The sequence below is a fragment of the Pleomorphomonas sp. PLEO genome, assembly GCF_041320595.1.
Classification (GTDB): Bacteria; Pseudomonadota; Alphaproteobacteria; order Rhizobiales; family Pleomorphomonadaceae; genus Pleomorphomonas.
The window spans coordinates 4,781,652-4,807,413 of record NZ_CP166625.1 but is presented as its reverse complement, the minus strand read 5'-3'; the positions used below and the strand labels follow the sequence as shown (position 1 = coordinate 4,807,413).

The window sequence follows — 25,762 nt, the reverse complement described above, 5'->3', positions numbered from 1 at the left end:
CGTGATCGATGGTCTGAACCTCATCGGCCGCGTGGGTCGCGACATCATCCGTGCAGGGATGGATCGCGCGTTCCAGGATCGCGGCACAGCCCGCTATGTCCTCTATGGCCTCGAGCATGCCGAGATGGCGGCGATCGTCCTTGCCATCCAGGAGGACAAGGGCCTATGCCAGCGGCTAGACATCTGCCTCCCGGCTTATGCCTTTGCCGATGTAGAGGGAATCGCGCCCGAGCACCTTACCGAAATCAACACCACCGATCTGCGTCACGCCGAATGCGACAAGGAAGCGCGGCTGCTAGTGCTGCTCGATGAATCACAGGCGCAATCTCTTTCGCAAGTGGAACCACTCGACGCGGGTACTCTGCTTTCACTCGATCATCTCGACCTCTGGTTTGGTCATAGCGGCGCAGCCGCCGAGATTCTCGACGAAGACCGTGCGATACAATGGCGTGCCGCAATTAAGGCGCTGGTGGAGCTCGACCGCGTATCGATGCGCCAGTTGGCCGACTATCTTGTGGCCGTGGCAGGCAATCTCCGCGCCGGCGCCCCCTTGCCTGCCGCGCTCGGCAGTGCACTCCCGAAATTGCATCTTCCACGCTTCGACCAGCTATTCGACGATATTTCGCCCGCAAAGCGCGGTCATTATTCGCAGTGGCGCACGCGCTTCGTTGCGCACTGGAAGCGCGATTGTTACGTCTACAAGCGCGATCAAAGTCAGACTCCCTTTTCCACCACGCGGCTGCGCGAAAAACTCGACGGCATGTCCACGGTCCTGCCGGGCAGCGTTTATGCCGTGCTAGCCGCTTATGTCGATGCGCCGCCGGGTATCGGTCCTGCGTCCTTCGCTCCATTCGAGCTCGACTGGCCCGATGTTCGACCATTCTTCGAGGAGGCGCAGCGTGCCGATGCCAAATCGATCGGCGCAGAGACCCGGGCTTTCTACAAGCTGGTGCGTGAAGATCGGTTAACCCAGAACGAGTGGCGTTATCTTGACGAGCTCGCCGATGAGCGCGGCCGAAACCCGAGTAAGGATGAGCGAGACGAAGAGTTCTACAGCGACCACATTGTCGAGATTCGTCAGGAACCGCGACTTGCTGCATTGTGGGACCGATTTATTTTCGGTCCTGAAGTCCCTTGTACTGATATTATCGAGGGGCTGCTTCAATGCGTGCGCCGGCTCTATCGCCCGGCCGCCCCTGGGCGACAGACTCTAGTAGTCGAGGCAGTGGAGGACGAGAAGCGAGCCTTTCTTTCGCTCAACGAGGATATCTGCGCGATGTTCGCCGCGCGTTATCGCGGGCTCGAGGCGGCTCTCGAAGGCTTGGTGAGCTTCAAGCGCGTGCTTGCGTTTCGCCATGACAAGTTCGCCGAAGAGATCGCTGGCCGGCGGCGGGGCGCGCAGAGTACCGCGCGCAAGGCGCGGCAGTTGCGTTTCAAGGTGCGCGTAGAGGAAGATGGCAGTAGTGGTGCCTCGATTCGGCTAGTATGGGAAGGATCGCTAGACGCCGTAGGCATCGGCCTCGCGAACGACCTTGAGCGCCTGCAAGACAACAGAGCGCGAACCACGTTCGTGCGGTGTTCTGCTGGCTATAGGCAGCGCGCCCGCGGCGGTCAAGCCGGGATCAATCTGCGGGATCTTTCGGGGCTCGACCCGGCTGCCCAACGCAATCGCGGGTCGTTCGTGCCTGCGAGTTCGCGTTGCGAATCGCTTGCGCTGAACTGGCGGCGGGCGCTCGGCGAGGCTCGCAAGGCTGGTGTGCTTGAGATGGGCGCGGCCGATCAGCTCGCCAGCGCTTTCGACGCTTTTGAGCAGGCCTATAAAGCCGCGCTCGCCGACTGGACTTCGCTCGGCGTCCATTCGCCGTCACTGACCGCTCAGGCGCAGGCCTACGGCGCGCTCATCGAAGCCGTCTGTGCACACCTTGCCGGTCACCCGATCGTGGTGGAAGGCCTGCTGCGACCCTTGTTCGAAATTGGCGTGGCACCGATCCAAGGCGCGACCAGCGCTCGCTCATCGGTCATCCTTTGCCCGTGGCATCCGCTGCGCCTCGAGGCGCTCCACTCCCAGCTCGCAAAGTTTCGTCGCGCGCTCGAAGCGCTGTTTGCTCCACAAGCTCCCGAGTTCGCCGACGGCGGCGCGCTGTTCTTCGAGGAGCTCTCGCGCAACCTTCGCTATCCCGCGTGCCCCGATGTCACTATGACTTGGCCGGGCGCGCAGCCCGTACTCATTAGCGAGGTGGATGCGCTCCACGGCTATTCGTTGCTTGAACGCCCGGTTACCCGCGCCGGCGCTAGCGCACCGAGCAACGAGAACGTGCTCCCCACCGCGCGGCAGATCGCTGATCTTGCGCAGGTCTATCTCCAGCTCCAACCGCACGAACGCGACAATCTGTCGATCGTGCTATTCAATTGCGACGCCGCCGCCTTGCCCCAGGCGGTGGTAGATGCGGTTCGCAAGGACGCCGAAAAGGAAGGCGAAGAGGCGATGTGCCAAGTGGTGCTGCGGCACACCGATGGCAAACAGCTCCGCGCGCTGTACCAGCAGCTCGTCCACCGCGAACTCCAACAGGACGGCCTGCACGCGAGCGAAGCGGCACGCGATTTCATGTCACGGCTACGCATCTCGATACTGGTCAACGAGCAACGCCCGTCGCAGACCAGCGAGGGTCCGCCGTTCGATATCGTCTTCTGCCACGATGTGATCTCCCGCCAGGCTGAGCTCGGATGGTCGGATGTGCCACGGATCGAACGACCGGCGATCGACATCGACCCGGCGCAATGGTCGCGGCGCAAGGCGATCGGGCGTTTCGACCGCGACGCGGTGTTGCATCTTACCTGCCCTGTGCAAACACGAGCGGGCTGGAACTATCTCGATGGGCTGGCTGTGCTCACCGACGCAGGGCTGGCGCTTGCCGCGCGCGAGCGCGGCTTCTGCCGCGTACCCGATCGGCGCACGGTGCTCCAGTCTGACGAGACCCGGCAAGTGCTCGACGAGACACATCGGCTCGGCACGTGGGTCGTCAATTTCGACGACCTGCTCGACCGGCGGCAGCTTCTCAACAGTGGTATCTCGGTCATTTGTTACAAGCACGCCACCGGCAGCAATCGCTCGCTGATCATTTCGTCAAAGGCATCCGACACACTGCTCCGCGCGACCTTATGCAGCCGGTTGCGCGGGGTTGATGCCAACTACGATTCCGAGACCGCCGGCGCGCTCGCCGGCAGGCTTATCGACGACGCCAATTCAGTATCTGGCGATATCGTCCTGCGCGCGGCGCGGCGCGGGACAAGTGCAGGTGAGCTAATCGGCGTTGTCCTCAGCAAATATCTGGTGGATCATGAGCTAGGCGCTCGGCCGCGGGCATGGCTGTTCCTCGACGATTATGCGAGTTGGCTCGGCCAAGTGGAAGGTCGGATGGCTGATCTGCTGTGCCTCGCTCCCTCGACCGACATTGACGGCAACCGTTTCCTCGACGTAATCGTCACCGAGGCCAAGTTTGTCTCCACGACTAAGCTGCGCGATAAGGCCGATCACAGCCAGATCCAGCTCAAGGCTAGCCTGCGGCGTTTCGAGAAGGCGCTGGCGGCCGACGGCGAGCCAGCCGACGCCGCGATTTGGAGGGCACGACTGGCCGAGATGCTGCAGGACGCGCAGCGCGACGGCACAAGCCTCGATCCGAGTTGGCGCACGGCAATACGGGACGGCGAATGCACAATCCGCGTAGCGGGCTACAGTCATGTCTTCAGCCACGGCTTTGCTGACGCCGAGATCGGCTCGGCCGACCACGTGATCGGCGTGGAGGGGACGCAGTCGGGCTATCAGGAGCGATTTACGCCCGCCACGGTCCGCGAAATCATGCGGACCTATGCTGACAATCGCGATCCCACTCCTCTCCGCAAGCAACTTGGGGCAATTTTGCTCAACGAGACTCTGGAGCGCCGGCGGCCGCAGCAAACGCAGGCGCCATCCATTCCCGATCCCGCCTGCGCTAGCGAGTTGACTGAACCCGTCACTCCGTTCGGAAGCGGTAAGGTATCGGAAGCGGCCGTTCCGCCCCCCATTCTGGATTTCGCTCCTGGAGCGGACGCGACTCAAACATCGCGATCCTCGCTAGACTTCAGGGCATTGCTCCAGCTTTGGGCGCAAGACCGGCCCTCGCAAGAAAGCGACACGCTATGGCTCGACGATACGGCGCAGCGCTGTCGTGCAGCGCTGCTGCGCTACGGCATGTCGGCTCGGCTTGAGCAACGGGTGCTCACCCCCAATGCAGCATTGCTACGGTTCCGAGGTTCAGACGATCTCACAGTGGCGAAGGTCGAGAACAAGCGCGAAGAGCTTGAGTCGACCCATGGCCTGGAGCTGATCGGCGTGCGGGCCGAACCTGGGTTCGTGGTGGTCTCGATAAAGCGACCGCATAGGATGACGCTCGGTCTTCCCGAGGTCTGGGCTAGCTGGGAGACGCGTAACGATGCCGCCAATGCAAGGCTGCTGATCGCCATCAAGGAAGATGACGGCAGTCCATTGTTTCTCGAACCGGAGCCCGCACCACACACGCTCGTAGCCGGAAGCACCGGCAGCGGCAAGTCTATCCTCATCCAGAACATCATTCTCGGGATAGCTGCCACCAACCGCCCCGACCAAGCCCGCATCATCCTCATCGATCCCAAGGCCGGCGTTGATTATTTCGCTTTCGAAACGCTTCCGCATCTCGATGGGCCAATTATCGATCGGGAAGAGGACGCGCTCACCCGACTCGATACGCTAGTGGCCGAAATGCAGCGCCGCTATTCGCTATTCAAGGAAGCGAGAGTCTCGAACATCGCCGCCTACAACAAGGCGGCGAGCGAGCCTTTGCCGCTCATCTGGCTGATCCACGACGAGTTCGCCGACTGGATGCAGCTCGATAGCTACCGCGCGGGCGTGGAAGCAGCGGTCAACCGGCTCGGTGTGAAGGCGCGTGCGGCAGGCATCTATTTGATCTTCGCAGCTCAGCGCCCCGACGCCAGCGTCTTCCCAATGCAGTTGCGCAGTAACCTAGGAAACCGTCTCATCCTGCGGGTAGACAGCGCCGGCACCTCAGATCTCTCTCTGGGCATTAAGAATGGTGGGGCCGAGCGCCTGCTCGGGAAGGGCCATCTCGCCGCGATCATCGGTGGCGGGACCACGCCGATTTATGCGCAAGTTCCGTTTATCGACACCGACCGTCTCGAGCAGTTGGTAGCGGTGTTGGTGCGTGATCTAGGGTGACTCGCATGGAGATTAGCGCCTATCTAGACAACAATGCGACAACCCGCCCCCACCCTGAGGTGCTGGAGGCGATGCGCTACTACCAGGAGACATTGTTCCTCAACGCCTCGTCAACTGCCGGCGAGCTCCTCGGCGCGGCGCGACCGCTCGATGATGCACGTATCGCGATGCTCGACCTGCTTGGCGGCGTGACCGAGGCCGATCAGATCGTCCTCACCTCGGGAGCGAGTGAGGCCAATAGCTGGGTCATGTTCGGCGCGCTCGCGCCGGCATCACACGCGGTGACTTGCGCAAGTGAACACTCGTCGATCCTGACTGCCGCGCGATCAGCGCAGGCGCGCGGGCAGCAGATCGATGTTCTGCCGGTCAATGAGCATGGTGTGGTCGACCAAGAGAGCCTAGCTACAGTCCTTCGGCCAGAGACGCGTCTCGTCTCTATCCACCTCGCCAACAACGAGACCGGAGCGATCCAGCCACTCAGCGCCCTTGCAAAGGTGGTCCGGGAGCTGTCCCCGGGGGCTTTACTCCACACCGACGCCACCCAGGCGGTGGGCCGCATTCCGATCGATCTCGTCGGCGCGCTCGCGCAGGTCGACCTTCTCTCCTTTTCCGCTCATAAATTCCATGGCCCCAAAGGGATTGGCGGGTTGTTCATACGCGACGGCGTGGCAATCAAGGCGCTGATTTCGGGCGAGCAGGAAAAGGGCCTTCGTGGTGGGACGTCGAATGTGCCGGGGGCGGCCGGCCTGGCGGTCGCGGCACGCCTGGCTACGCTGGGGCTTAGCGAAATGGCAAAGGTGGCCCAGCTGCGCGATCAGCTCGAAGCGCGACTTCTGGCCTTGCGGCCCGATGCGATAATCCATTCGCGCTCGACGGTACGCCTGCCGAACACGAGTTCGATTGCCTTTCCCGGTGTCGCGGCTGACGATGTCACCGAGCAGCTCGCTCTACGCCGCATCTGCATTGCCACCGGATCAGCCTGCACGGCGGGCGCTACCAAGCCGTCACACGTACTGACAGCGATGGGTGTCTCCTTCGACGATGCGCGCGCTACGCTACGTTTCAGCTTCTCAGTCCAGACGACCCAGGACGAGGTTGATCGAACGATAACCGCAATCGAGCCCTTGCTACGCTCTACTCAATAAGCCTCAACCGCGATCAGCGCCAGCATTCCTGAGCGTCGAGGGCAATTCGAAAGAGATAAAGCCGCGCATATTCAAAGAAGGCGCGCCATGCGGTGGCTCACCCTCCGATACTTTTGCGCAACATCAAACGTGGTATTCTGTTCATTCATCTCCCTAGCTATTTGGCGGTTAGTGCCAGGAGATAGGGTCTGATGACCGTGGTGACCGTTCCTCGTTCCGCCTGTCGGGCAATCCCACTCGGCGCCGTCTTGCGCTGACGCAGTGCTTCCTGAAGGCCTTCGATAGCCACTGACAGGCCAATCTTGTTCCGATACCGGAAACAATTGGCGATCGTCCTTGCGACGCCGAGGACCTTCACAGGTAGCCCCTCGCCAAAATGGGTTTCAACACTCTCCATCAGCAGACGATCTGTGAAACGTACCATCCGAATGGGCGTGCCTTTGGGTTTCGGAGACCAGTCCTTCTGACCCACGGCGAGCCTAACCTGCCTCGGCAGTTGATCGGTCAACCGCATGGAACGCGACGGCGAGGAGCTTCAGCTCGCGCGAGGACTTTTTTAGTTTTCCGACGCGCCCCTCGACGTTCACCACAGCCTTGCAGAGGTCGCCAAACGATTCCCAAGGGCGTCGTTTGCCTCGTTTCCACCGTGGCGTTCCATGGGCTCATGGTGGCGGTTGTTACGCCTGCTTCGCGCAGCTCTGCCAGGCGCGAAATTCCGCGCGCGGTCAGCACCTAATGGGTGATCTGGCGTTGGGACATGACGCGCTCCGCGATACGAAAATTCGAAATACAGGACCTATTATCCGAGGATTTGCATCATTCTTCGTATTGCAAACAAAGGGACCAGATCACAGGAGGCCGCCGCTTTACGAAACGCGTTCGCCTCAAGCGGACCTGAGCAAACAGCAACGACCGACCTTCGGATCACTTCTACATCCGCACCGTGAGGGAGGCCTTCCCCTGCGCCCAAGCCCCCTAGTCTCGGCCGCCTCCTTCTGTGGGGCGGCTGCCCCGCAACGCCCCGCTGAGAGTGAGAGAGGGGATCGGTTTTCAGTGACGGGTTGAAAGTTGGAGAAGAGATCTCCGACGCCTGTCATGGAGTTTGGTCCCATGAACATGCCGGTTCTCGATGCACACCGTGACACCAGCAGCGGTTACAAGGTCGATGTCGGCCGTGGCGAGCGGGTCGGCCGCGTCTCGTCGGAGTGGTTCTCGCGTCCGACCGACGAGCGCTACCTCTCCCTGTCAGAGTTGGCCCACGCGGTCCGAGACCGCACCGAACGCAGCCAGACGCGGGTGATGGAGAGCGCGCTCATCCACGTTGAGGCAAACCGCAATGATTCAGGGCGACTGGCCCTTATCCTGCCGGGCACGGACACTCCTATCGCGCCGACGCACTGGTCCTTCGGGCAGCTCGCCAGCCTGGTCGGAGCGCCCGTCGCCTATCTGCGCCAGCTTCCGGCTGCACTTGCCGGCATCAATCTGCAATACGGCCTGACCTCACACCGCGGCGAGCAGATCAAAACACTCGAAACCGACGACGGCCGCTTCGAACTGCGCGCCGTCACCGGTCCGGACTACGGCCGCATCTACGACCACGAACTGGTCGAGGCGGTGCAGCGTCTCGCCGGCAACGGCACTGGTGATACGCGGTGGAAAATCCCCGGCGTGCTCGACTGGTCCACCGGCGTCTACAACCCTCGTATTGACATCACCAAGGACACCACAACGCTCTATGCCAGCGATCGCGATGTGTTCCTGTTCCTGGTCGACGACCTCAACCCTATTGAGGCCGGCAAGCTGCCCGACGGCTCGCCCGACCTCTATTTCCGCGGCTTCTATTGCTGGAACTCGGAAGTCGGCGCCAAGACGCTCGGCATGGCGAGCTTCTATCTTCGCGCCGTGTGCCAGAACCGCAATCTCTGGGGCGTCGAGGAGTTCGAGGAGATCACCATTCGCCACTCGAAATACGCCGCCTCGCGTTTCGCCTATGAGGCGGCACCGGCGCTCCTGAACTTCGCGAATTCCTCGCCGGCGCCCTTCGTCAAGGGCATCAAGGCGGCGCGCGAGCGGATCGTGGCGAAGACTGACGAAGACCGTGGCGACTTCCTGCGCCGGCGTGGCTTCTCCAAGTCGGAGACGGCGAAGATCATCGACACTGTGCTTGCCGAGGAGGGGCATCCGCCGGCGAGCATCTTCGACTTCGTACAAGGGATCACGGCCGTCGCCCGCGACAAGCCGCATCAGGACGCCCGTCTCGACATGGAGGCGAAGGGGAAGAAGCTGCTTGATCGAGCCGCCTGAAACCCGCCGAACCGGCGATACGGCTTTCTGAATCTCCGGTTCGGCGTATCCGTGCCTTTCCGGCTTCGTGGCGCCGTCCTCAGAGAAAGAGGGCGGCGCTTCGCTTCGTGACGGATTGGGTTCGAGAGAGAGGCTCTCGGCGTCCGTCACGGAGTAGGTTCCATGGCAACTGCCATTCAGAAGATCACCCTCGCGTCGTCTCGCGATATCCCCTTTAACAAGCTGGTGCTCAGCCAGTCGAACGTCCGGCACGTCAAGGCCGGCGTCTCGATCGAGGAACTGGCCGAATCCATTGCTCGGCGCGGCCTCATCCAGTCCCTGCACGTTCGTCCCGTCCTCGACGCCCAGGGTAACGAGACCGGCATGTTCGAGGTGCCCGCCGGCGGCCGGCGTTATCGTGCACTGGAATTGCTTGCCAGGCAGAAGCGTTTCTCTAAGACAACGCCCGTGCCCTGTGTTGTCGGTGATGCGACGAGCGACATCCTAGTCGACGAGGTTTCGCTCTCCGAGAACATCGACCGCGCGCCGCTGCATCCCCTCGACCAATTCCGGGCGTTTCAGGCCATGCGCGACAAGGGCATGACCGAGGAAGCGATCGCCGCCGCTTTCTTCATCGGCGTCAACGTTGTGAAGCAGCGCCTGCGCCTTGCGTCCGTCTCACCCAAGCTGCTCGACATCTATGCCGAGGACGGCATGACGCTGGAAATGCTGATGGCCTTCACCGTCTCGCCGGATCACACCCGCCAGGAACAGGTCTGGGAGACGGCCCGCGATGGCTGGCAGAAGGAACCATGGCAGATTCGGCGCATGTTGACCGAGACGACGGCTCGCGCGTCCGACAAACGCGTTGTCTTCGTCGGAGTCGACGCCTATGAAGCCGCCGACGGCATCGTGCTGCGCGACCTGTTCCAGTCCGACGATGGCGGTTGGCTGCAGGATGTTGGTCTGCTCGATCGCCTGGTCGCAGAGAAGCTGAAGACGATCGCCGACGAGATCGCTAATGAGGGCTGGAAGTGGGTCGAGGCCGCCGTCAGCATCCCCTATGGCGTAACCCACGGCCTGCGGGCCCTTGCCGGCAAGCCGCTCGACATGACCGAAGAGGAACAAGCGACGCGCGACGCCTTGCAGGCCGAATACAACCGCCTGTCCGAAGACTACGAGAGCGCCGAAGAGCTGCCGGAAGATGTCGACCAGCGCCTCGGCGAGCTCGAGATGGCGATGGAAGCGCTCGATAAGCGACCTGTCCGCTATGACCCGGCCGAGATCACCATCGCCGGCGCCTTCGTCACCATCGATGCCGATGGTTCGCTGTCGGTCGACCGTGGATATGTCCGTCCCGAGGATGAACGGCCGGTGGAGTCCGAGGGCGACAACATGCAGGACATGGTGCAAGGCGAGACCGTCGAACCCGCCGCTCCCGCCATCCCGCGCGCCGTCATCACCACCGACGGCCAGCCGGCTCAGTCCGACGATGAGGAAGAGGATGGCATCAGGTCGCTGCCCGATCGGCTCGTCACAGAACTGACCGCGCATCGCACACTGGCACTGCGGGACGCGGTGGCGAACCATCCGCATGTCGCCATGACGGCCCTGCTGCATAAGCTGGTGTCAGATACCTTCCTGCACCGCCCGGCGACAGGCGTGCTCGAGGCCAATGTCCGGCACGTCTATTTCTCCGCCGAGGCCGAGGGGTTGAAGGACAGTTCCTCGGCGAAGTCCGTTGCCGATCGGCACGAACGCTGGAGCGACCACATTCCAGCCGATGACGATGCCCTGTGGAATTGGCTCGTCGCGCTCGACGACGACAACCGTATGAAACTGCTCGCCCATTGCGTCAGCTATGGGATCAACGCGCTCTATGAACGACCGAACCCCTACGGCGGCTCCGGCGTCAGCGAGCATGGGCTGAAAGTCCGTCTCTCGCAGGCCGACCGGCTGGCGCGGGCGACGAAACTCGACATGGTGGAGGTCGGATGGCGGCCGACAGCCGCCAACTACCTTGGCCGCGTCACCAAAGCGCGCATTCTTCAAGCCGTCCGCGAGGGGGCCGGCGAACGGGCTGCGCAACTTATCGACCACATGAAGAAGGGCGACATGGCCAAGGAGGCGGAACGCCTTCTTGCCGACACCGGCTGGCTGCCGGAACAGTTGCGCATCCCGGCTGCGGACTCGTCTGTCGTGGAGACGGCGGCGAGCGACGGTGAATCGGCCATGGGCGAAAACGACACTTTGGAGAATGATGACTTGGCCGACGAAGCGCACCAAGCGCTGGCGGCCGAGTAATCCAACCCAGGAAACCCCGCGACCACTGGCCCGTCAGCAATGGCGGGCCTTTTCTTTGGAAGTGCGTCATGGTGGAAAAATCGCATGATCTGGCACGCCGTCTTGCCGACCACGCCGAAGCGGTATGCCGGCACTATCTCGACGCTGGCCGTCGTCAGGGCAACTATTGGCAGGTTGGCGATGTCCGCAACTCACCCGGCCGCTCGATGTTCGTGCGACTGAGGGACGGCCCCAAAGGTCCGGCTGGCAAATGGACCGACGCCGCCACCGGCGAGCATGGCGATCTGCTCGACGTGATCCGGGAATCCCTCGGTCTCATCGACTTCGCCGATGTCGTGGAAGAGGCCAGGCGCTTCCTCAGCTTGCCGCATCTTGAACCGGAGCCGACATCGAGGCGGCACCGCAGCACATCAGCGCCGTCAGGTTCGGCAGAAGCGGCACGGCGGCTGTTCGCCATGTCGCAGCCGATCGGCGGCACGCTCGTGGAAACGTATCTGCGCCATCGCGGCATTACGGCTTTGCACGCAACCGGAAACCTCCGCTTTCATCCCCGATGCTATTATCGGCCCGATGAGCACAGCCCGACCGAAGTCTGGCCGGCGATGATCGCCGCCGTCACCGATCTCGACGGCAGGATTACCGGCGCGCATCGCACCTGGCTCGCACTCGACGGTTCCGACAAGGCACCAATCGACACGCAGCGGAAAGCTGTGGGCGATCTCCTCGGGCACGCCGTCCGCTTCGGTATATCTGACGAAGTCATGGCGGCAGGCGAAGGCATCGAAACTGTCCTCTCAGTTAGCGAAGCCATGCCCACCATGGCGATGGCAGCCGCTCTTTCCGCGGTCCATCTCGCCGCCATTCTATTCCCGGCGGCACTCCGACGCCTCTACGTCGTCCGCGACAACGATCCAGCCGGCGATGGAGCACGGGACAACCTGATCGAACGGGCGAACGCGGCCGGCATCGAGGCGATCGCGTTGTCGCCCAAGCTCGGAGATTTCAACGAGGATCTCCGCCACCTCGGCATCAATGCCCTCCGGGCCAACATCCGGGTTCAACTCGCCCCGCAGGACGTCGCCCGCTTCATGATGCAGGCAGCGTGACCGGAAACGGGGAAGAGGCGGTGGGGACCGCCGCCAACATGCCCGTCCGAATGCACCAGCATCGGAGAGGACCGCGTCCGGCCTTCGAGAGGGCGATCGGCCCACGGCCGGGTCGGCCCGGCAATGGCGGCGGCCGGCTATTTTCCGGCGCGGCCTTTGGGCCGCTTTCCATCGCGAGGCAAAATAGCCGGCCTCTGCCATCCTCCGCTGACGCTCCGGCCCGGTCGCGTGCCGCGTCCGGGTGCAAGGCCGTCCCGCCCGTGGGCTTTGTCGCCATGAAGGCCCGCGACGGTCGCGGTCCATCCGATGGAGCACCCTAATGAGCGAGTACGATGACTTTGAGCCTCATCACGGCTCTTCTCCAACCGACCACGTTCTGCAGGAGCTTCAGCTCTACGGCTACCGCCCCTTTGAGGAGGAACCCGATCCCCGGCCGCTCCCCGAAGGCAACCATGTCGCCGGTGCCATCGCCGACATCTTCGACGCCCTGATCTCGACACTCGCCGACACCCGCCTCGAGCCGGACCTCGACGATCTCCTGTGGTCGACCGTCAATCTCTTCCACCGCGCCACCGACCGGATCGAACGCGAACTGGACGACAACGAACAGGCGCAGCGTCGCAACCAACGCGAACAGGACGGCAGCGAGGTGAAATCGGTCGAACTTGAGCGCCTGACCGCCGAGGGCCAGACGCTGATCGAACGCCGGAACGCCTTCGAACTGATGCGCGACCAGGCCGCCGATCACTTCGAGCGTCACACCGGATCAAGCTGGCGCCCTCGCACCGGCTCGATGGTCAACCATCGCAACCTGACCGCCGCAATGATCGACAGTCGCGATTTCCTCGCCGCCAAGCGTCGCGCCGAGACCGAAGTCTTATTACCGGCCGGGCCGAAGATCGCCTTCACCGGCGGCGACAGCACTGATCACAACCTCATCTGGGCCAAGCTCGATCAGGTCCATGCCAAGCATCCCGACATGGTGCTGCTGCACGGCGGTTCGCCGAAAGGCGCCGAGAAGATCGCTGCCCGCTGGGCCGACCATCGCAAAGTTCCTCAGGTTGCCTTCAAACCCGACTGGACCAAACACGCCAAGGCGGCGCCGTTCAAGCGCAATGACGCGATGCTGGCCGTCCTGCCAATCGGCATCATCGTCTTTCCCGGTACAGGCATTCAGGACAATCTCGCCGACAAGGCCAGGAAGCTCGGTATCCCGGTCTACCGTTTCGGAGGCGGCGCTTGAGCGCCGCCACTACGGCACAGCCAACCCAAGCTCGATCCGCTTCTTCTTCGACACCCCCTTCGAGACGATGGAGTGCGATGCACGGATATAGTCCCGCAGCGCACCGTCATCGAGGCCGGGCTTGGCGAAGTGCTGGATCCACTTCATCCCCCGGGATGCAAGATAAGGTGCGGGACGCAGTCCCGGCTGCTCCTTGAGTATCTCGTAGGCGATGTCGCTCACTTTGAAGGTGAAACCTGGTTCGTCACCCTGCCACCCCCCGATCGCGAAGACCTTCCCGCCGACCTTCCAGACATGCGATCCACCCCACTGGACCACATAGCTCGTCGCCGGCAGCGCGCCGCAGAACGCGTTGTACTCTTCGTAGGTCATGCACACTGTCTCCGCCCGAGCCTCGATCGATTGGCCCCTCTTGCGCCGCCGGTAGCAGGTTCCTAGGTCCGCATGACGGCGGCGCCCTCGGCCTGGCTGTAAGTCTCGGCCGAAAGATCCTGCACCGAGGATATGCCGCGCCCGAGCCAGAAATCGCGGAACAGCCGGCGGCGACCAAGCGCCGTCGACAGAGTCTGTGGCCCAGCCATGAATCCCGGCCGGCGATAGGGCTTCGTTGCCAGATAGCCGCAGATCTCGGCCATCGCCACGTCGGCATCGCAGGTGATCGCCGGTACGCCGTCGATCTGGCTGTCGCGGGCCAGAACGAACATCGGTGGCGTTCCTGGCCCGAGACGGGAGTCGGTCAGCATTTCGTCGCGAAAGGCGGTGCCGCAGAGCAGCACGGCGTCGATCTGCCGTTGGTCGGCGCTGAGCAAGGCATGGATATGGTCGAAGTGCGTGTTGATGTTGATGATGCTTACGACGAGTTCTTCCGATTGCATGATCTCGGTCAGCGCGGCGATCAGCGGCAGCTTGTGCGGATTGCTGAAATCGTCGACGAAGGCGGCCACCTGACGGTAGCGCTATGGCGCCGACGCTCAAGCCCGGCGATGCCGTCTTTGTGCTTCCGACAATCGGCTACGAGGGGGAAGGGATATATCTGGTTGAAGACGGGGGCGACATTCCGAGCCTTTTCAGGGCAATGACTGCGGCAACCCGCGAGGAGATCTGCCTGTCGTTCGACGCTACACTGCACTCCGCATTTACGATGCCGCGAGACAGGTTCAACGAGCGGGTTCTTGGGTTGGTCGTGGCGGAGCTCAGGGTGACCCAACCAAGCAAAGCTGGGAAATTGTAAAAAAATTGTGATCAATGAAAATGAGAACCTATTTTGACTAGTATAGAAACTCACAGGAATAGTTTAACTCCGCCGAACCAAACGTTTCTGAACTAGCGAAAATTACTGAGAACTCGAATCGTAAGCAGTTAAACGCATTGCGTCTCCTCGAACTTCGTATGGTTTCTTTAGCCCTAGTTTTCCAGGTGCTTTTCCCACGTAAGTCGCAAATAAATGATTATCCATGTACGATATATCTAAAGTATAATTACGCCTATCGCACAGTGTGATTAAAATATCAAGTAATCCATATCCGTTTGGCTCGATGTCAAACAAACTAAGTTCCCTATCTGGATTGTGGTCTAGCGCTGAAGACGGCGTGTGCTCCAACGTGGTGCACTTGTATCGGAATTTATCCCCAAAATACGAGATATCCATTCTAAGTACACGTAGATATTCTTTTATAACCGTATATTGTAAATCGACAATTGATGGATATCCGGTAAGAGTGAAAATTGGGCAAAATATTTGTTCTCCTGAAATAAGTATATCTGATACTTCTTGAGCTGTGCGCCATTTGTTGTTTATACGAATGCGTATTGTATCTGTGATATCGCCGGCGAATATTGATGTAGTACTTGAAATTAAGTTGAGCGTTTTCGGGGCGAAATTGGCCTGAGTTGCTAGGTGTGCTTGGAGAGACGCCCATTTTGCCAAGGCATCAGCGGGTGCGAGAATGGGGCCTACATGGCGCGTCGCCCCTGTTGGGACGTGGTCAATGACTCCGGACCACTTTTCTTCAACAGAGCCAAATGTTAACTCTGTCCGAAGCCCCCCAACGGTGGATAGTGAGTAGCCGACGGAGCCAATTATGCAGGCAGCGCCAAACTGAGGGTGTGTATCGCAAATCAGCCTAATATGTTGCGACATTTTCCCCATGACGCCATCATAGTCCTGATCTAAGGTATTTGTGAGCGAAGATCTCTCTTTATCATTGAAGGCGTCAATATAAACTCGTCCAGGAAATATGCTGAGAAGCCAAGAAGTCAGATCGCCTTTATGCCAGTCGCGCTTGTGAACGTTCATCTTTCTCCCTGACTCCACGACGAAAATATCTACGTCCGCCATCGGACATAAAGCGCCAATCGCCTCGGGTAGGGATACAATGTACTCTTTGAGAGAGAAACTAACGGTGCGTAACTTATCAAATGTCGTGCGGTTAACACGGAGACGGACTCGAGTTGATATGCGAGCGCCCGGTAGTTGCTCGCCAGTAGTTTTTAATATGGGTCTGTTCAAGAGGCCATTTTTAAACTTTAGCGTCAGGAACGAATCAATTCCTGAGTCAAAGTTTCGAGAGGTAACTGATACATCGCTTGAAATCATGAATACTGAAAAGAATCCAATCCCGTAGCGACCAATTCGCGGAGCTCTTCTTGCCATTAAGCCGGGGCGCTCTTTTCTCATCAAAGTTGACCCGGCATAGCTAGCGCCGAAATCGATGAGTGGTCCGGTAAGTACAGCTTCAGACATTCCGATGCCGTCATCATCAACAATTATGAAGATGTGCTCACCATCCCCGTCTGGCTCAACTTGAATTGTTATCGAACCTTGAAAATCATCGTCCAATTTTCGCCGCTGTTGAATAGCGTCGATACTGTTTTGAATTAGCTCACGTAAAGCAACGATTGGATTATAGCCATAAAGTGCGGCGCCACCAAACATTGAAACGACGTGAGACACGTTTGAAATCCGTACCTCCGCAGATATCGGTCTCCATCCGTCAGTCAATATTTGGCTTGAAATCCTTTCTGTCGATGAAGCATCGCGGATGTGATCAATGGCGAAGGGGGCAAGGCGAAGGTCACGAAGTAATTCATCCGACTTTTTAAGCTCGAGGTCCGCGACTGCGAGGGCGTCTCTGGCAACCCACCATGCGGCGACGTCCTCCTCGGAAAATGATTTTGTCGACGTGAAGCAAAGCGCTTTGGGGTCCTCTGGAAGGACAAACGGTATCGATAATCTGTTTTGACCCACCCAATGATCACGAGAAACACCACGAATATTTAGTAAAGCAAGTAGGAAGTCTGGCGCACGTGATTGGTCAACTTGAACGGCATCTGCACACCGAAGTAAGCAGGCTAGCACGATCGGGCGCACACTCCACTCGCTAGGCATGCCATCAAGAGCGCCTTTAAATTTCGGAAGCTTTTCAAGGTCAGAACTGTTCCAGTGATGACTTGCGGCAATCAGGCCGATGATCTCGCCGCAATGGTGCCTAAGCCTCTCATCCTGCAGGAGGTGGCGTTCTTCGGGGCCTGATCCGACTTTTAGCCATGCTAGACTGGTGGCTCGCTGAGCATGGAGTTCTCGAAGCGTGTTAAAGAGAATTTCATCCTGAGCCGAGTTGGGAATCTTCTCATCCCAATTGTGCTCATGTTTGTGAGCCCAATCTGCCTCTGCATCCTGCCAAATAACGTTAGCCTGAATTTCAGACAGACCACCCGGAAATGCGGCTACGGAATTTGCTGCGTCGTGAAGCAAGATAGCCGAACCGAATACAAATGCCTCAAGTGGAGTGATCAAGTAATTCGGCCCAGCGATTACATCCGCACGCTGCCATAGTGAAAAGAAATGCTTCTCGTCGTGGAGGGTTAGGGATGGCAGCGTTCTGGCTATCTGGGCCGATAACTTGCAAGCGTTCTGCCAGAAAATTCTATATTCAACAATCAGTTCGTCGAGTAGGGCGTGGGAATAGGGCTCCCATCGGGTCTTGTCCATGGCTCGTGCCCAGAGGCCAACATTTTCCCACTGCACTTCACACCTCCAATTACGAATGAGCCTCGCTGGCTTGGGGCGGTTCATCGACTAGAAGACGGATCTGGTCACTTCATTCTCAAAGGGCGTATCAATTGGCTTGTGCCTACCTCATATCGCTAAGCTGGAAAGGCGCGGGTTACCCCGCGCCTCCCTGTCGGTGCCGCTAGACGGCAGGCGGGATTTCAGCGAAGCGCTTTCCCGTCTTGATCTCGCTGATCCGACCAGGGTTCACGTCGAAGTCGGCCGCAATGCGGTTCAAGAACTCGCCCTTACGGATACGAGCTTTGATGATTGCGGCATCCTCTGCCGTGAGCATGTAGGACGGGGCTCGATCGCCGCGTCGCGGCGTCTCAGGTTCAGCCATAATGGTTATCCTTTGTAATGGCTGTTGGCTGAACCAGCTTGCATGGGATACCCAAATCAGTTTATCACCAATTTGGTTATCCAAAGAGCGACGGTAGTTCAGACAAACGTCGCTGCTGATCCAATTCAAACGGCCTAGAGTTGCACCTCTAGGCTGTTCGTTTTTTGCGAATCAGCCAATAACCGATTGAACTCTTTGTGTTGTGTAACCACAACCCCGGCCGGATTAACCCTACAGTTTTCAACAGACACTACTGACGAACGATGTCAGTTGTTCACTATTTGTTCTGAACGTATATTCGGGACATGGAAGACGAGACCATCATCCTCACGGTCACATTCAAAGCCGCCCTACTGGAGCGCTGGCAACACCTCGAATTGAGCTGTGAAGCCTGCGGGGTGTCCGTGCGCTTGCGTGCCCCACATCTGATACGCCGATATCACCTACATCCCGATGCGACGGGGCTTCCTCTACCTCGTCGCCGTAATGGATTGGGCGAGCCTGCGGGTATTGGCGTGGCGGCTGTCGAACACGATGGATGCCGACTTCTACATCGCCGCGGTCGAGGAGGCCATGGCGAGACATAGGAGACCAGAAATCTTCGACACGGACCAGGCAGCCCAGTTCAGCGGCCCACGGGTTTACGGAGCTCCTGACCGATGCAGGTATACGAATCTCCATGGACGGGCGGGGTCGGCGGATGGACAACGTCTTCATCGAGCGGCTATGGCGTTCGATGAAGTACGAGTGCATCTATCTCCACGCTTACGAGACCGGCTGGGAAGCCCGTGCCGGCATCGGACGGTGGATCGACTACTACAACTTCGAACGACCTCATTCGACACACAGTGGGCGTACACCCGTCGAGGTCCACGTGGAGGCCGGCGACATCAGACTGGCGGCGTGACGGACCATCGGCCCAAGCTTACGAAGGCCGACAAGCTGTCCAGTCCGGTGGAGCCACCTCACTCATGAACAATGCGTGTTCAGGCACTCGGCGCGGAGCTTGCCGTTGAAACTCTCGATGAAGCCCGTTGTCCGTTGGCTTGCCGGGCCGTGAGAAGTCCGGGACGACGCTCTTATGGTCGGCCCAGAGGTCGAGATCCCGACTGACGACTCCGAGTACTGACCGATCCGGATTGTCTTCGGGTAGCCGACCTCGGCGCGGACGGGCTCGAGCGTTGCAACAAGATCTTCGGCCCGATCGCGAGTTCCGAGGTCACCGTCTCTGCAGTGCCCGTAACGCGACAACAACGTCATCGAACGGGAACTTCTTCCCCTTGATATCCTGGTAGTCTTCGTGCCCCTTGCCGGCAATCAGGAGGATACCCGCCTTCGGTAGATTCGAAACGGCTTGGGAGATCGCGACGTCACGAGGAGCTACCGAGGCAGCTCTTCTTTCCGCTCCCGCTTCAACGATGCCACCCATGACCTGGGCGCGAATAATACCAGGATCTTCACTTCGTGGATTATCGTCTGTGACGAATATCTGGTCCGCTAGTTCTCCGGCGACCCGACCCATTCGCGGACGCTTTCCTACGTCGCGATCGCCGCCAGCACCAAAGACGATCGAGATTGGTCTTCCAGGAAACGCCTCACGCGCGCCAGTTAAAATCGACCGCAGTGCATCGTCCGTGTGAGCATAATCAACATAAACACGCCCGCACGTGTTGGTCTCCCCAACGAACTCCATCCTTCCTCGCACCGGCCGGACGCGACCCAGCGCAGCCACAGCTTCGCCAAATGATACGCCTGATGCGACTGCCATTCCGACAGCCAGCACCGCATTGTATCGCTGAAACGCGCCATACAACGGCATTGCGATTGCCACAACCTCCGGGCCGTGGTGCATTGTCAGTTCAACCCCGACGTCACTTTGGGTCGCCGATGCTACAAAGAAGTCGGCTGTTGCGTGCTCACACGAGCAGGTCAGTATTTGGACATCCGGTCTCTGTGCCGATATCGAAGTGATCAGATCGACGCCGTAACGGTCGTCGATATTAACAACAGCAACACCCTCCTTCTTGAGGCGATCGAGGAAAAGCATCCGTTTGCATTCAGCGTATCTCTCGAACGCCCCTAGATCGTCGTCCATAGTCCGCTTCTTGCGGTTGTAGCTGTGGTAGTTCAGGTGATCCCGTGTAAGGTTGGAGAAAGCGGCGACATCGACCTCAACGCTCGACAACCGCTCCTCGTTTAGCCCTTGGCTCGAAGCCTCAACAGCGAGGTACGAGCGTGTGTGCTTCTCCGCCACTGCCTTAAGTAGCTTGCAGAACGCGTCGGGTTGAGGAGTGGTCAGGCCTGTTACAAGACAATTATGAGGCTCATCCGAAATCAACCCCAATGTACCGAGGGAGTATGCATCTCGCCCGACGGCCCGCCAAATGTCGCGTAGGATCGATACGGTCGAGGTCTTGCCATTGGTGCCTGTTACCGCAGCAATGTGGTGGGGTCTCTTCTGTATAAAGCGAAAGGCGACCTGCGCAAATGCGAGCTCAGGGTTCGCAACCTGCACAAAAATCACCTTTGACCGAGCGTAATCATCAACAGGAAGGTCGTCAAGGTTGAGGCCTGGCTCAAATACGACAACCTGCGCTCCACTCTCTATCGCGCTCGCGATGAACCTTGGGCGATCATCCTTTGGAACATCCCCGCTCGGTGTTGGGGCCTTGGCCTCAAGCGAGAAGAAGATGTCGCCGGGATCCACCTTTCTGCTATCCATTGTAGCGCCATACAAAATTAACGCCTGTGCCTTTAGCGTTGATGTTACGTAAATCGGATCAACAATGTCGACAAGTTCAGCAAACGTCATTTTGATCCCTCCGGACCGGCGCTCTTTCCACTAGAGATCCCCTAAGGGACCACGACCTCTTCGGGGCGTTCATGGGACAGGAAATCGAGATGACTCATCGAGTATCCATAGGCCCCGGCTAAACCGACGACAAAGATGTCGCCGATACGTGCGTGCTGAATAACGATCGGCTCCGCAGTAAGCTTGTCGGCCGAGTTACAAAGCGCCCCTCCAATGAACGCCTCCTCGTCGACCACCTCTTCTTGCTCCTCAAACACAGGCGGACGACCGATTGAGACGATAGATGTGGGGTGATTGATCTTTAGCGCGACAGGTCGTCGGAAGTGATGCGAGCCACCCTGACAGACGACCTGCTTAACCCCCAAGCTCGACTTGATGTCGAGTATCTCGCTGCAATACCAGCCACTATCAGCCGCCAGATAGCGCCCCAACTCGAGGACAAATTGTCGATCTTCATAGCCGTATCGTGCGATAAGGGCCTTTAGTCCTGAGGCATACTCAGGCAACGAAAAGTCAGCCCCGGTTTCAAGATAGTCGATGCCGAATCCTCCACCGAAATCGATGACCTTACAGAGGTCGACATGGTGTCGTTCCGAAACTACGGAAGCGAGTTCAAACACCCTACGGCAGTTCTCCAGTAGATCGCTGGCGACCAGCACGCCGCTCGCCGAATAGACGTGAAGACCTTGTACGCTAAGGTTACTTAAGGCAATTATAAGATGCAGTTTGTCGAGGAACTGGTTCTGATCTATCCCAAACTTCGAACTGTCACCGGAAAAGGTCGCTTGGGCGCCGTGAACCTGAAAATTTGGATTGACGCGGATAAGAATATTCTGCGTAGTTCCCAACTCGGAACAGATGCTGTTTAGCCGATGGGCCTCGGTCAGAGACTCGATGTGGACTAACCGGATGCCGGTTGTTGCCGCCCATCTTAGTTCTTCTGGCGACTTTCCTGGCCCCGTGAACACAATCTGCTTAGGTGAAAATCCGGCCTCTATAGCCTTTTTTCCTTCTCCTATACTCGCGATCTCAACTCCCCCGATCCCGGCATCCAAAGCGGCTCGCAGGAACGCTGGGTGTGGGTTCGCCTTCATCGCGTAAAAAATCTCAACGCGTTCCGGGAGGGCGCTTCTGAGCCCCGCGATCTTCGACACCATAGGAGTCAATTCGTAGACATAGAAGCTTCGTCCCGAAGATCCGCTGGCTGCAATGTCCCGAATGACCTTTTCAATATTGCTTGATAGTCTCATTTGCGGTCTCCCGGCGTTGAATTATGATGACGTATCGTCGTAAGCCTCCAATTCCCGTCTCATTAGGTCGTCCAGAGTGCCTCTACGCTCGATTACTCGCAGATGGCCGCTTTCTTCAATCAGGATGGACGCGGGAAGATTCATGGAGTTGTACTCACTCTTCATTGAATGCGAGTAGGCACCAACTCCGGCCATTACCATGATGTCGCCAACACGTACTTCCGGAAATACTCGCGGAGCCAAAGTTCCATCATTCTCGGCGGTGACGGTGAATACATCGCCTGATTCACAGAGGTAACCGGCAACAACATAGGGCTTGCTTACGGCCCGAGAAACCCCGTCGCGCGGTACAAACCGGATCGGATGGAATGCTCCATATAGGGACGGGCGGATATTGTGATTCAATCCTGTGTTGACAATTACAAAGTTGTAACCGGCCGAGCGCTCGTCAGGGTCGGTCGTCTTTACTGCTTGCGCTTCGGCGAGCAATACCCCTGAGCCGGCCACCAAGAAGCGGCCCGGTTCGATTTGCAGGTCCACCTTTCTTCCTATCTGGCGAGAGAACTCGTCCATGGAAGCCGAGAGAGCGTTCCCCCACCCCTCTAGTGGCATTCCGTCATCTTTGTCGTCATCGTAAATTACTGGAAAGCCGCCGCCCAGATTGACAATCTCTAGGTCGGGAAACCGCTTTGCCATTTCCAGCGTTTTGTCCTTGATGAACAGCCATCGGCTCAAGTCCGTTCCGGAGCCGATATGCGAATGCACTCCGACGACCTTGATTCCGTTCTCTGCGGCGACGCTCCTCGCATCGTCAATTTGCGTGAAATAGATCCCGTGCTTGCTGCTGGGCCCTCCAGTGTTGGTCTTATGGTTAGCCCCATGCCCTTCGCCAGGATTAAGTCGCAGTGAGCATCTGGTGGCACCAGCTCGGCCGAGGAGCCGAATCTGATCGATCGAAGTACAGTTTACGAGAATGCCGCGCTGGACGAGCGTGCTATAGACCTCCAGAGTGGCCCCTTCTCCGGTATAGTAGATCTCCGCGGCTTTGAACCCAGCACGCAGCGCCCGATCGACCTCATTGATCGACGAAGCGTCGATCCAAAAACCTTCCTCCCTAACGATATTGAGGATGGCACCGATCGTGAGAGCCTTGCAAGCATATCGAGGGTGGAAAGGGCGATACGCGATCGAATTCATGATCTCTCGCGCATTCATCCTGACTGTTTTCTCGTCGAATACGTAGGTTGGAGTGTGATACTTCTCGACGATTTGGAGAGTGAGCTGGTCATCGCGGTATAATGGGTGGTCTGAAACTCTGTTTCCCTTGATCATGACCGTGACCCTTTGCGAAGGGGGCAGGTTGCTCCCTCTGAGGCTTGAATTATGGCGCGAACGCGCTACAACTGGCAGGTGAAAATTTGGGTTAAAATGGAGCTGATCTTGCAGGGATTTGACCAGGACGGCCAGAATTCGCGGTTCTTCGCCCGTCTCTGTCGCTCGAATTAGCCCGTCCCGCAAATGGCAATCATAGACAGCATATTCGACTTGGCCCGACGGTCCATTCAGGAGGCCATTGCCGAGAAGCGCACTTCTAAAGAGCGATGGCGTCGCGACACCGGCTTGGCGAAGGCGACTGTCGAAGCGGTGATTTCTGGAAGGGATGCGCACGAGCACACGAAGGTCCAGGCTATTAACGCGACCTTTCGCGACGAGGACGCCCTGCTGTTAGCGCTGCTTATGAGTATGACTAGCACAAGCTCTGCTGAACAATTGCCGCTTGCAGCATACGTTGGCAGATCGCGATATGTGCGACGAAGCTCGAGCGGAGAAGTGGTTACCGGTGATCTTGATATAGATGAGGCCAGAGGGGGCTTCGTGTTTCGTAGTATTCCAGATGTTCTTCCGGATGGGTCTGCAAACGCGATACGAAAGGCTCTGCATAAAGGACCGGTAATCCGACTTGGTGAAAGGGTAATATTGTTTGGAGTCGGGGAGCGATATTTGCGCCTCGTTATCTCTCACAATCCGGATTCGCCGAAGAGCGCTGTATCAAGAGCTATTATTTTGACGACGGATCAGACGCGCCTGGACCCAATGGCGACCGTGATGTTCCACGCTCATTCGTCATATCGAAGCTTCGGGACATTCGAGGAGGACTATCGGCGCAGTTTCGATAGACATCTAGTGAACGTGGATCGACAGCCCTCCACCGGATTGCTGAGGGTGTAATCCTAGCTACATGTCTGAGCTGTGGGGATGAATGTTAATGAGCGTCCCCGGCAGGAGCTTGCTTGTCAGGTGGAATATGTTGCGTCGCTCCACGGCAATGCAGCCGGCAGTGGAGGCGAGGTTGGGACGCGGAATATGGAGGAAGATCGCGCTGCCCTCTCTAGAACAGGGACGGATCGGCGTCGTCTGCGGGGGACTCGTGGATCGGCGGCAGGTCCTTCAGGCCGGCGAGACCTTCGAGCTGGAACCCCGTTTCCACTCGTAGAAGCTTGTCCGGTTCACGCCGCGGCGGCGACAAGGCTCCGCAGCGTTCCCTAGTTGCTCGGCAAGTTCGAGAACGCTCAGCCGCCTCACACCATCAAATATGAGGAGGTCTACCTCCACGCCTACGACACGGTCCGAGAAGCTCGGGCGGCCATCGGCCGATATCTGAGCTTCTATAACGGACGACGCCCACATTCATCGCTTGACCGGAAAACACCCGATCAGGTCTACTTCGACCAGCCGCAGCCTTCTCGGCTTGCGGCATGAAAGATGCCAAGAACCACTTATAAATCGGCCGAAAACTGTTCAAACAAACCGAGCCGCCTCAAGATGCCCACTTCGCAGCATCTGGAATGAGTATGCGAAGATAGCCCAACTCATACACAGCAATTTTTGCGGTGATTGGCTTTGTCGATGTTGGCGTGGCCAAAGAAGCGGGATGGAGAACCCGCCTAGAGTATTCAGCTAGATGGATACGCGTAGCGAATGTCGGTCTCGTAGGTTGCCTGCCCCCGCAACCAAAACAAACGAAAAGCCCCAGCAAACTCAATGAGTTGCTGGGGTTTTGTTTTGGTGCGATTATCCTGAACTAAGAAAATCAGTTAGTTAGCATCGCAGGTTCAAATCAGGTGGTGTGCCCCTGCAACCAATATGCTGAGCGGAAAGCGGCCACAGCCCGATCGAGTCATTCTTATTCGAAAGCGGGAGTTGCTAGCCGAAAGCCGATGGCTGCGTCTCCGATCAACCACATTTGCTCGCAACGCAAATCCTCGCTCAGCGCTCTTGGGCCGAAACCCAATCAGCCAATTAATTAATATCGGCTGTCATGATTCACTTTGTCGAACGATGGAGCCTGGATCATGGCAGGAGAGTTCTGGCTGGATGAAGAGCAGCGGGCAGCGATCGAGCCGCTAACGCATCGTTGACCCGATAGCTGGCGGTAGCCAATGCAGTGCTGTTGTCGTAGCCGTCGGCCTCGGTGTTGCCGTTGTCGCTGGTGGTGGAAGAGAATCCCGAAGTTTGGAAGCGCTGGAACGAAGCGGCCATTTCGAGCGCATCGGTGGTGGCGGAAAGGCCGTAGCGGGCAACCCCGGTGCCATAGGAGCCGCGCCGAAGACAACGAGGCGATCAAGGCCCGACAGATCGGTGGCCGGGCGCTTCGCAAGCACCAACCGGTTGCCGCCTGCGACACTGGGCAGGCAATCGACTGGGATATCGGAGGGCGCGTCCCCCCAGGCCGAGGCCCCCGATGGCCTCTGGCGGCTGGCTATCTCGCTGGATCGGCAGGTGGCTTGCGGTGGCGAGATCGGCGAGCAGGCGCGATTTACTCATAACGGCCACCGCCTCGATCAGGATGACGGGCTCGGCGTGCGCCTTGATGAGGCGAAGCAGACGCTGCTTCCTGATCTCGCCGATATCCACGCCTTGGGGCCCATCGTGTCCACGCAACAGGAAAGATCAAGTCCGTTCAGGGGGCATGAGGG

14 protein-coding genes and 6 pseudogenes are annotated in these 25,762 nt (G+C 58.7%); 9 read left to right on the top strand and 11 right to left on the bottom strand.

The window, feature by feature from the left end; translation table 11 throughout:
* Position 1 precedes the first annotated feature (1 nt).
* Both AB6N07_RS22240 and AB6N07_RS22235 read left to right on the top strand, forming a co-directional pair.
* A complete protein-coding gene (locus AB6N07_RS22240; RefSeq protein WP_370675230.1) occupies positions 2-5,248 on the top strand; it encodes an FtsK/SpoIIIE domain-containing protein in 5,247 nt (1,748 codons plus the stop codon).
* A 5-nt stretch (positions 5,249-5,253) separates the two neighbouring features.
* Positions 5,254-6,393, top strand: coding sequence for a cysteine desulfurase family protein (locus AB6N07_RS22235; protein WP_370675229.1), 1,140 nt, complete (start codon positions 5,254-5,256; stop codon positions 6,391-6,393).
* A 157-nt stretch (positions 6,394-6,550) separates the two neighbouring features.
* Here AB6N07_RS22235 and AB6N07_RS22230 read toward each other — a convergent pair.
* Positions 6,551-6,920, bottom strand: a pseudogene (locus tag AB6N07_RS22230) (transcriptional regulator); the annotation flags it as partial.
* Positions 6,921-7,503: 583 nt separating this feature from the next.
* Here AB6N07_RS22230 and AB6N07_RS22225 point away from each other — a divergent pair.
* From AB6N07_RS22225 to AB6N07_RS22210, 4 genes are all read left to right on the top strand, one after another.
* Entirely contained in the window at positions 7,504-8,697 is a 1,194-nt protein-coding gene (locus AB6N07_RS22225) for a DUF932 domain-containing protein (RefSeq protein WP_370675228.1), read from the top strand.
* A gap of 162 nt (positions 8,698-8,859) precedes the next feature.
* Complete coding sequence (locus tag AB6N07_RS22220) at positions 8,860-10,980, top strand: ParB/RepB/Spo0J family partition protein (RefSeq protein WP_370675227.1); 2,121 nt, start codon at positions 8,860-8,862, stop codon at positions 10,978-10,980.
* A gap of 68 nt (positions 10,981-11,048) precedes the next feature.
* Complete coding sequence (locus tag AB6N07_RS22215; protein ID WP_370675226.1) at positions 11,049-12,086, top strand: toprim domain-containing protein; 1,038 nt, start codon at positions 11,049-11,051, stop codon at positions 12,084-12,086.
* 319 nt (positions 12,087-12,405) lie between these two features.
* Positions 12,406-13,329, top strand: a complete 924-nt coding sequence (locus tag AB6N07_RS22210; RefSeq protein WP_370675225.1) for an SLOG family protein — start codon at positions 12,406-12,408, stop codon at positions 13,327-13,329.
* Between the two features lie 9 nt (positions 13,330-13,338).
* On the opposite strand, the gene AB6N07_RS22205 is transcribed toward AB6N07_RS22210, so the two are convergent.
* On the bottom strand, positions 13,339-13,701 hold the full coding sequence (locus AB6N07_RS22205) for an MmcQ/YjbR family DNA-binding protein (RefSeq protein ID WP_370675224.1): 363 nt from the start codon (positions 13,699-13,701) through the stop codon (positions 13,339-13,341).
* 68 nt (positions 13,702-13,769) lie between these two features.
* Positions 13,770-14,276, bottom strand: a pseudogene (locus AB6N07_RS22200) (LacI family transcriptional regulator); the annotation flags it as partial.
* A gap of 11 nt (positions 14,277-14,287) precedes the next feature.
* Between AB6N07_RS22200 and AB6N07_RS22195 the strand changes: the two are divergent.
* Positions 14,288-14,560 carry a hypothetical protein gene (locus AB6N07_RS22195; protein ID WP_370675223.1) on the top strand — a complete coding sequence of 91 codons (273 nt, stop codon included), beginning with the start codon at positions 14,288-14,290 and terminating at the stop codon, positions 14,558-14,560.
* Positions 14,561-14,662: 102 nt separating this feature from the next.
* Here AB6N07_RS22195 and AB6N07_RS22190 read toward each other — a convergent pair whose 3' ends face one another.
* Both AB6N07_RS22190 and AB6N07_RS22185 read right to left on the bottom strand, forming a co-directional pair.
* Entirely contained in the window at positions 14,663-17,320 is a 2,658-nt protein-coding gene (locus tag AB6N07_RS22190) for an ATP-binding protein (RefSeq protein ID WP_370675222.1), read from the bottom strand.
* Between the two features lie 202 nt (positions 17,321-17,522).
* Positions 17,523-17,723, bottom strand: a complete 201-nt coding sequence (locus AB6N07_RS22185) for a hypothetical protein (RefSeq protein ID WP_370675221.1) — start codon at positions 17,721-17,723, stop codon at positions 17,523-17,525.
* Between the two features lie 432 nt (positions 17,724-18,155).
* Between AB6N07_RS22185 and AB6N07_RS22180 the strand changes: the two are divergent.
* Positions 18,156-18,630, top strand: a pseudogene (locus AB6N07_RS22180) (transposase); the annotation flags it as partial.
* Between the two features lie 71 nt (positions 18,631-18,701).
* On the opposite strand, the pseudogene AB6N07_RS22175 reads toward AB6N07_RS22180, so the two are convergent.
* The 5 genes and pseudogenes from AB6N07_RS22175 to AB6N07_RS22155 all read right to left on the bottom strand — a co-directional run.
* Positions 18,702-18,792 (bottom strand): annotated as a pseudogene (locus tag AB6N07_RS22175) (integrase core domain-containing protein); the annotation flags it as partial.
* Positions 18,793-18,942: 150 nt separating this feature from the next.
* A complete protein-coding gene (locus tag AB6N07_RS22170) occupies positions 18,943-20,535 on the bottom strand; it encodes a Mur ligase family protein (RefSeq protein ID WP_370675220.1) in 1,593 nt (530 codons plus the stop codon).
* Between the two features lie 41 nt (positions 20,536-20,576).
* Positions 20,577-21,785, bottom strand: a complete 1,209-nt coding sequence (locus AB6N07_RS22165; protein ID WP_370675219.1) for an alanine racemase — start codon at positions 21,783-21,785, stop codon at positions 20,577-20,579.
* Positions 21,786-21,806: 21 nt separating this feature from the next.
* Positions 21,807-23,459 carry a diaminopimelate decarboxylase gene (locus AB6N07_RS22160; protein ID WP_370675218.1) on the bottom strand — a complete coding sequence of 551 codons (1,653 nt, stop codon included), beginning with the start codon at positions 23,457-23,459 and terminating at the stop codon, positions 21,807-21,809.
* Between the two features lie 690 nt (positions 23,460-24,149).
* Positions 24,150-24,362, bottom strand: a pseudogene (locus AB6N07_RS22155) (helix-turn-helix domain-containing protein); the annotation flags it as partial.
* Between the two features lie 6 nt (positions 24,363-24,368).
* On the opposite strand from AB6N07_RS22155, the pseudogene AB6N07_RS22150 reads away from it, so the two are divergent.
* Positions 24,369-24,545, top strand: a pseudogene (locus tag AB6N07_RS22150) (integrase core domain-containing protein); the annotation flags it as partial.
* Positions 24,546-25,136: 591 nt separating this feature from the next.
* Here the strand turns inward: AB6N07_RS22150 and AB6N07_RS22145 are convergent.
* Positions 25,137-25,325 carry a hypothetical protein gene (locus AB6N07_RS22145; protein WP_370675217.1) on the bottom strand — a complete coding sequence of 63 codons (189 nt, stop codon included), beginning with the start codon at positions 25,323-25,325 and terminating at the stop codon, positions 25,137-25,139.
* Positions 25,326-25,762: the final 437 nt, after the last annotated feature.

Excerpts from the sequence above, each read along its gene's own strand:
- AB6N07_RS22235 (WP_370675229.1), top strand. The coding sequence starts at position 5,254 with ATGGAGATTAGCGCCTATCTAGACAACAATGCGACAACCCGCCCCCAC.
- AB6N07_RS22225 (WP_370675228.1), top strand. The coding sequence starts at position 7,504 with ATGAACATGCCGGTTCTCGATGCACACCGTGACACCAGCAGCGGTTAC.
- AB6N07_RS22220 (WP_370675227.1), top strand. The coding sequence starts at position 8,860 with ATGGCAACTGCCATTCAGAAGATCACCCTCGCGTCGTCTCGCGATATC.
- AB6N07_RS22215 (WP_370675226.1), top strand. The coding sequence starts at position 11,049 with ATGGTGGAAAAATCGCATGATCTGGCACGCCGTCTTGCCGACCACGCC.
- AB6N07_RS22210 (WP_370675225.1), top strand. The coding sequence starts at position 12,406 with ATGAGCGAGTACGATGACTTTGAGCCTCATCACGGCTCTTCTCCAACC.
- AB6N07_RS22205 (WP_370675224.1), bottom strand. The coding sequence starts at position 13,701 with ATGACCTACGAAGAGTACAACGCGTTCTGCGGCGCGCTGCCGGCGACG.
- AB6N07_RS22195 (WP_370675223.1), top strand. The coding sequence starts at position 14,288 with ATGGCGCCGACGCTCAAGCCCGGCGATGCCGTCTTTGTGCTTCCGACA.
- AB6N07_RS22190 (WP_370675222.1), bottom strand. The coding sequence starts at position 17,320 with ATGGACAAGACCCGATGGGAGCCCTATTCCCACGCCCTACTCGACGAA.
- AB6N07_RS22185 (WP_370675221.1), bottom strand. The coding sequence starts at position 17,723 with ATGGCTGAACCTGAGACGCCGCGACGCGGCGATCGAGCCCCGTCCTAC.
- AB6N07_RS22170 (WP_370675220.1), bottom strand. The coding sequence starts at position 20,535 with ATGACGTTTGCTGAACTTGTCGACATTGTTGATCCGATTTACGTAACA.
- AB6N07_RS22165 (WP_370675219.1), bottom strand. The coding sequence starts at position 21,785 with ATGAGACTATCAAGCAATATTGAAAAGGTCATTCGGGACATTGCAGCC.
- AB6N07_RS22145 (WP_370675217.1), bottom strand. The coding sequence starts at position 25,325 with ATGGCCGCTTCGTTCCAGCGCTTCCAAACTTCGGGATTCTCTTCCACC.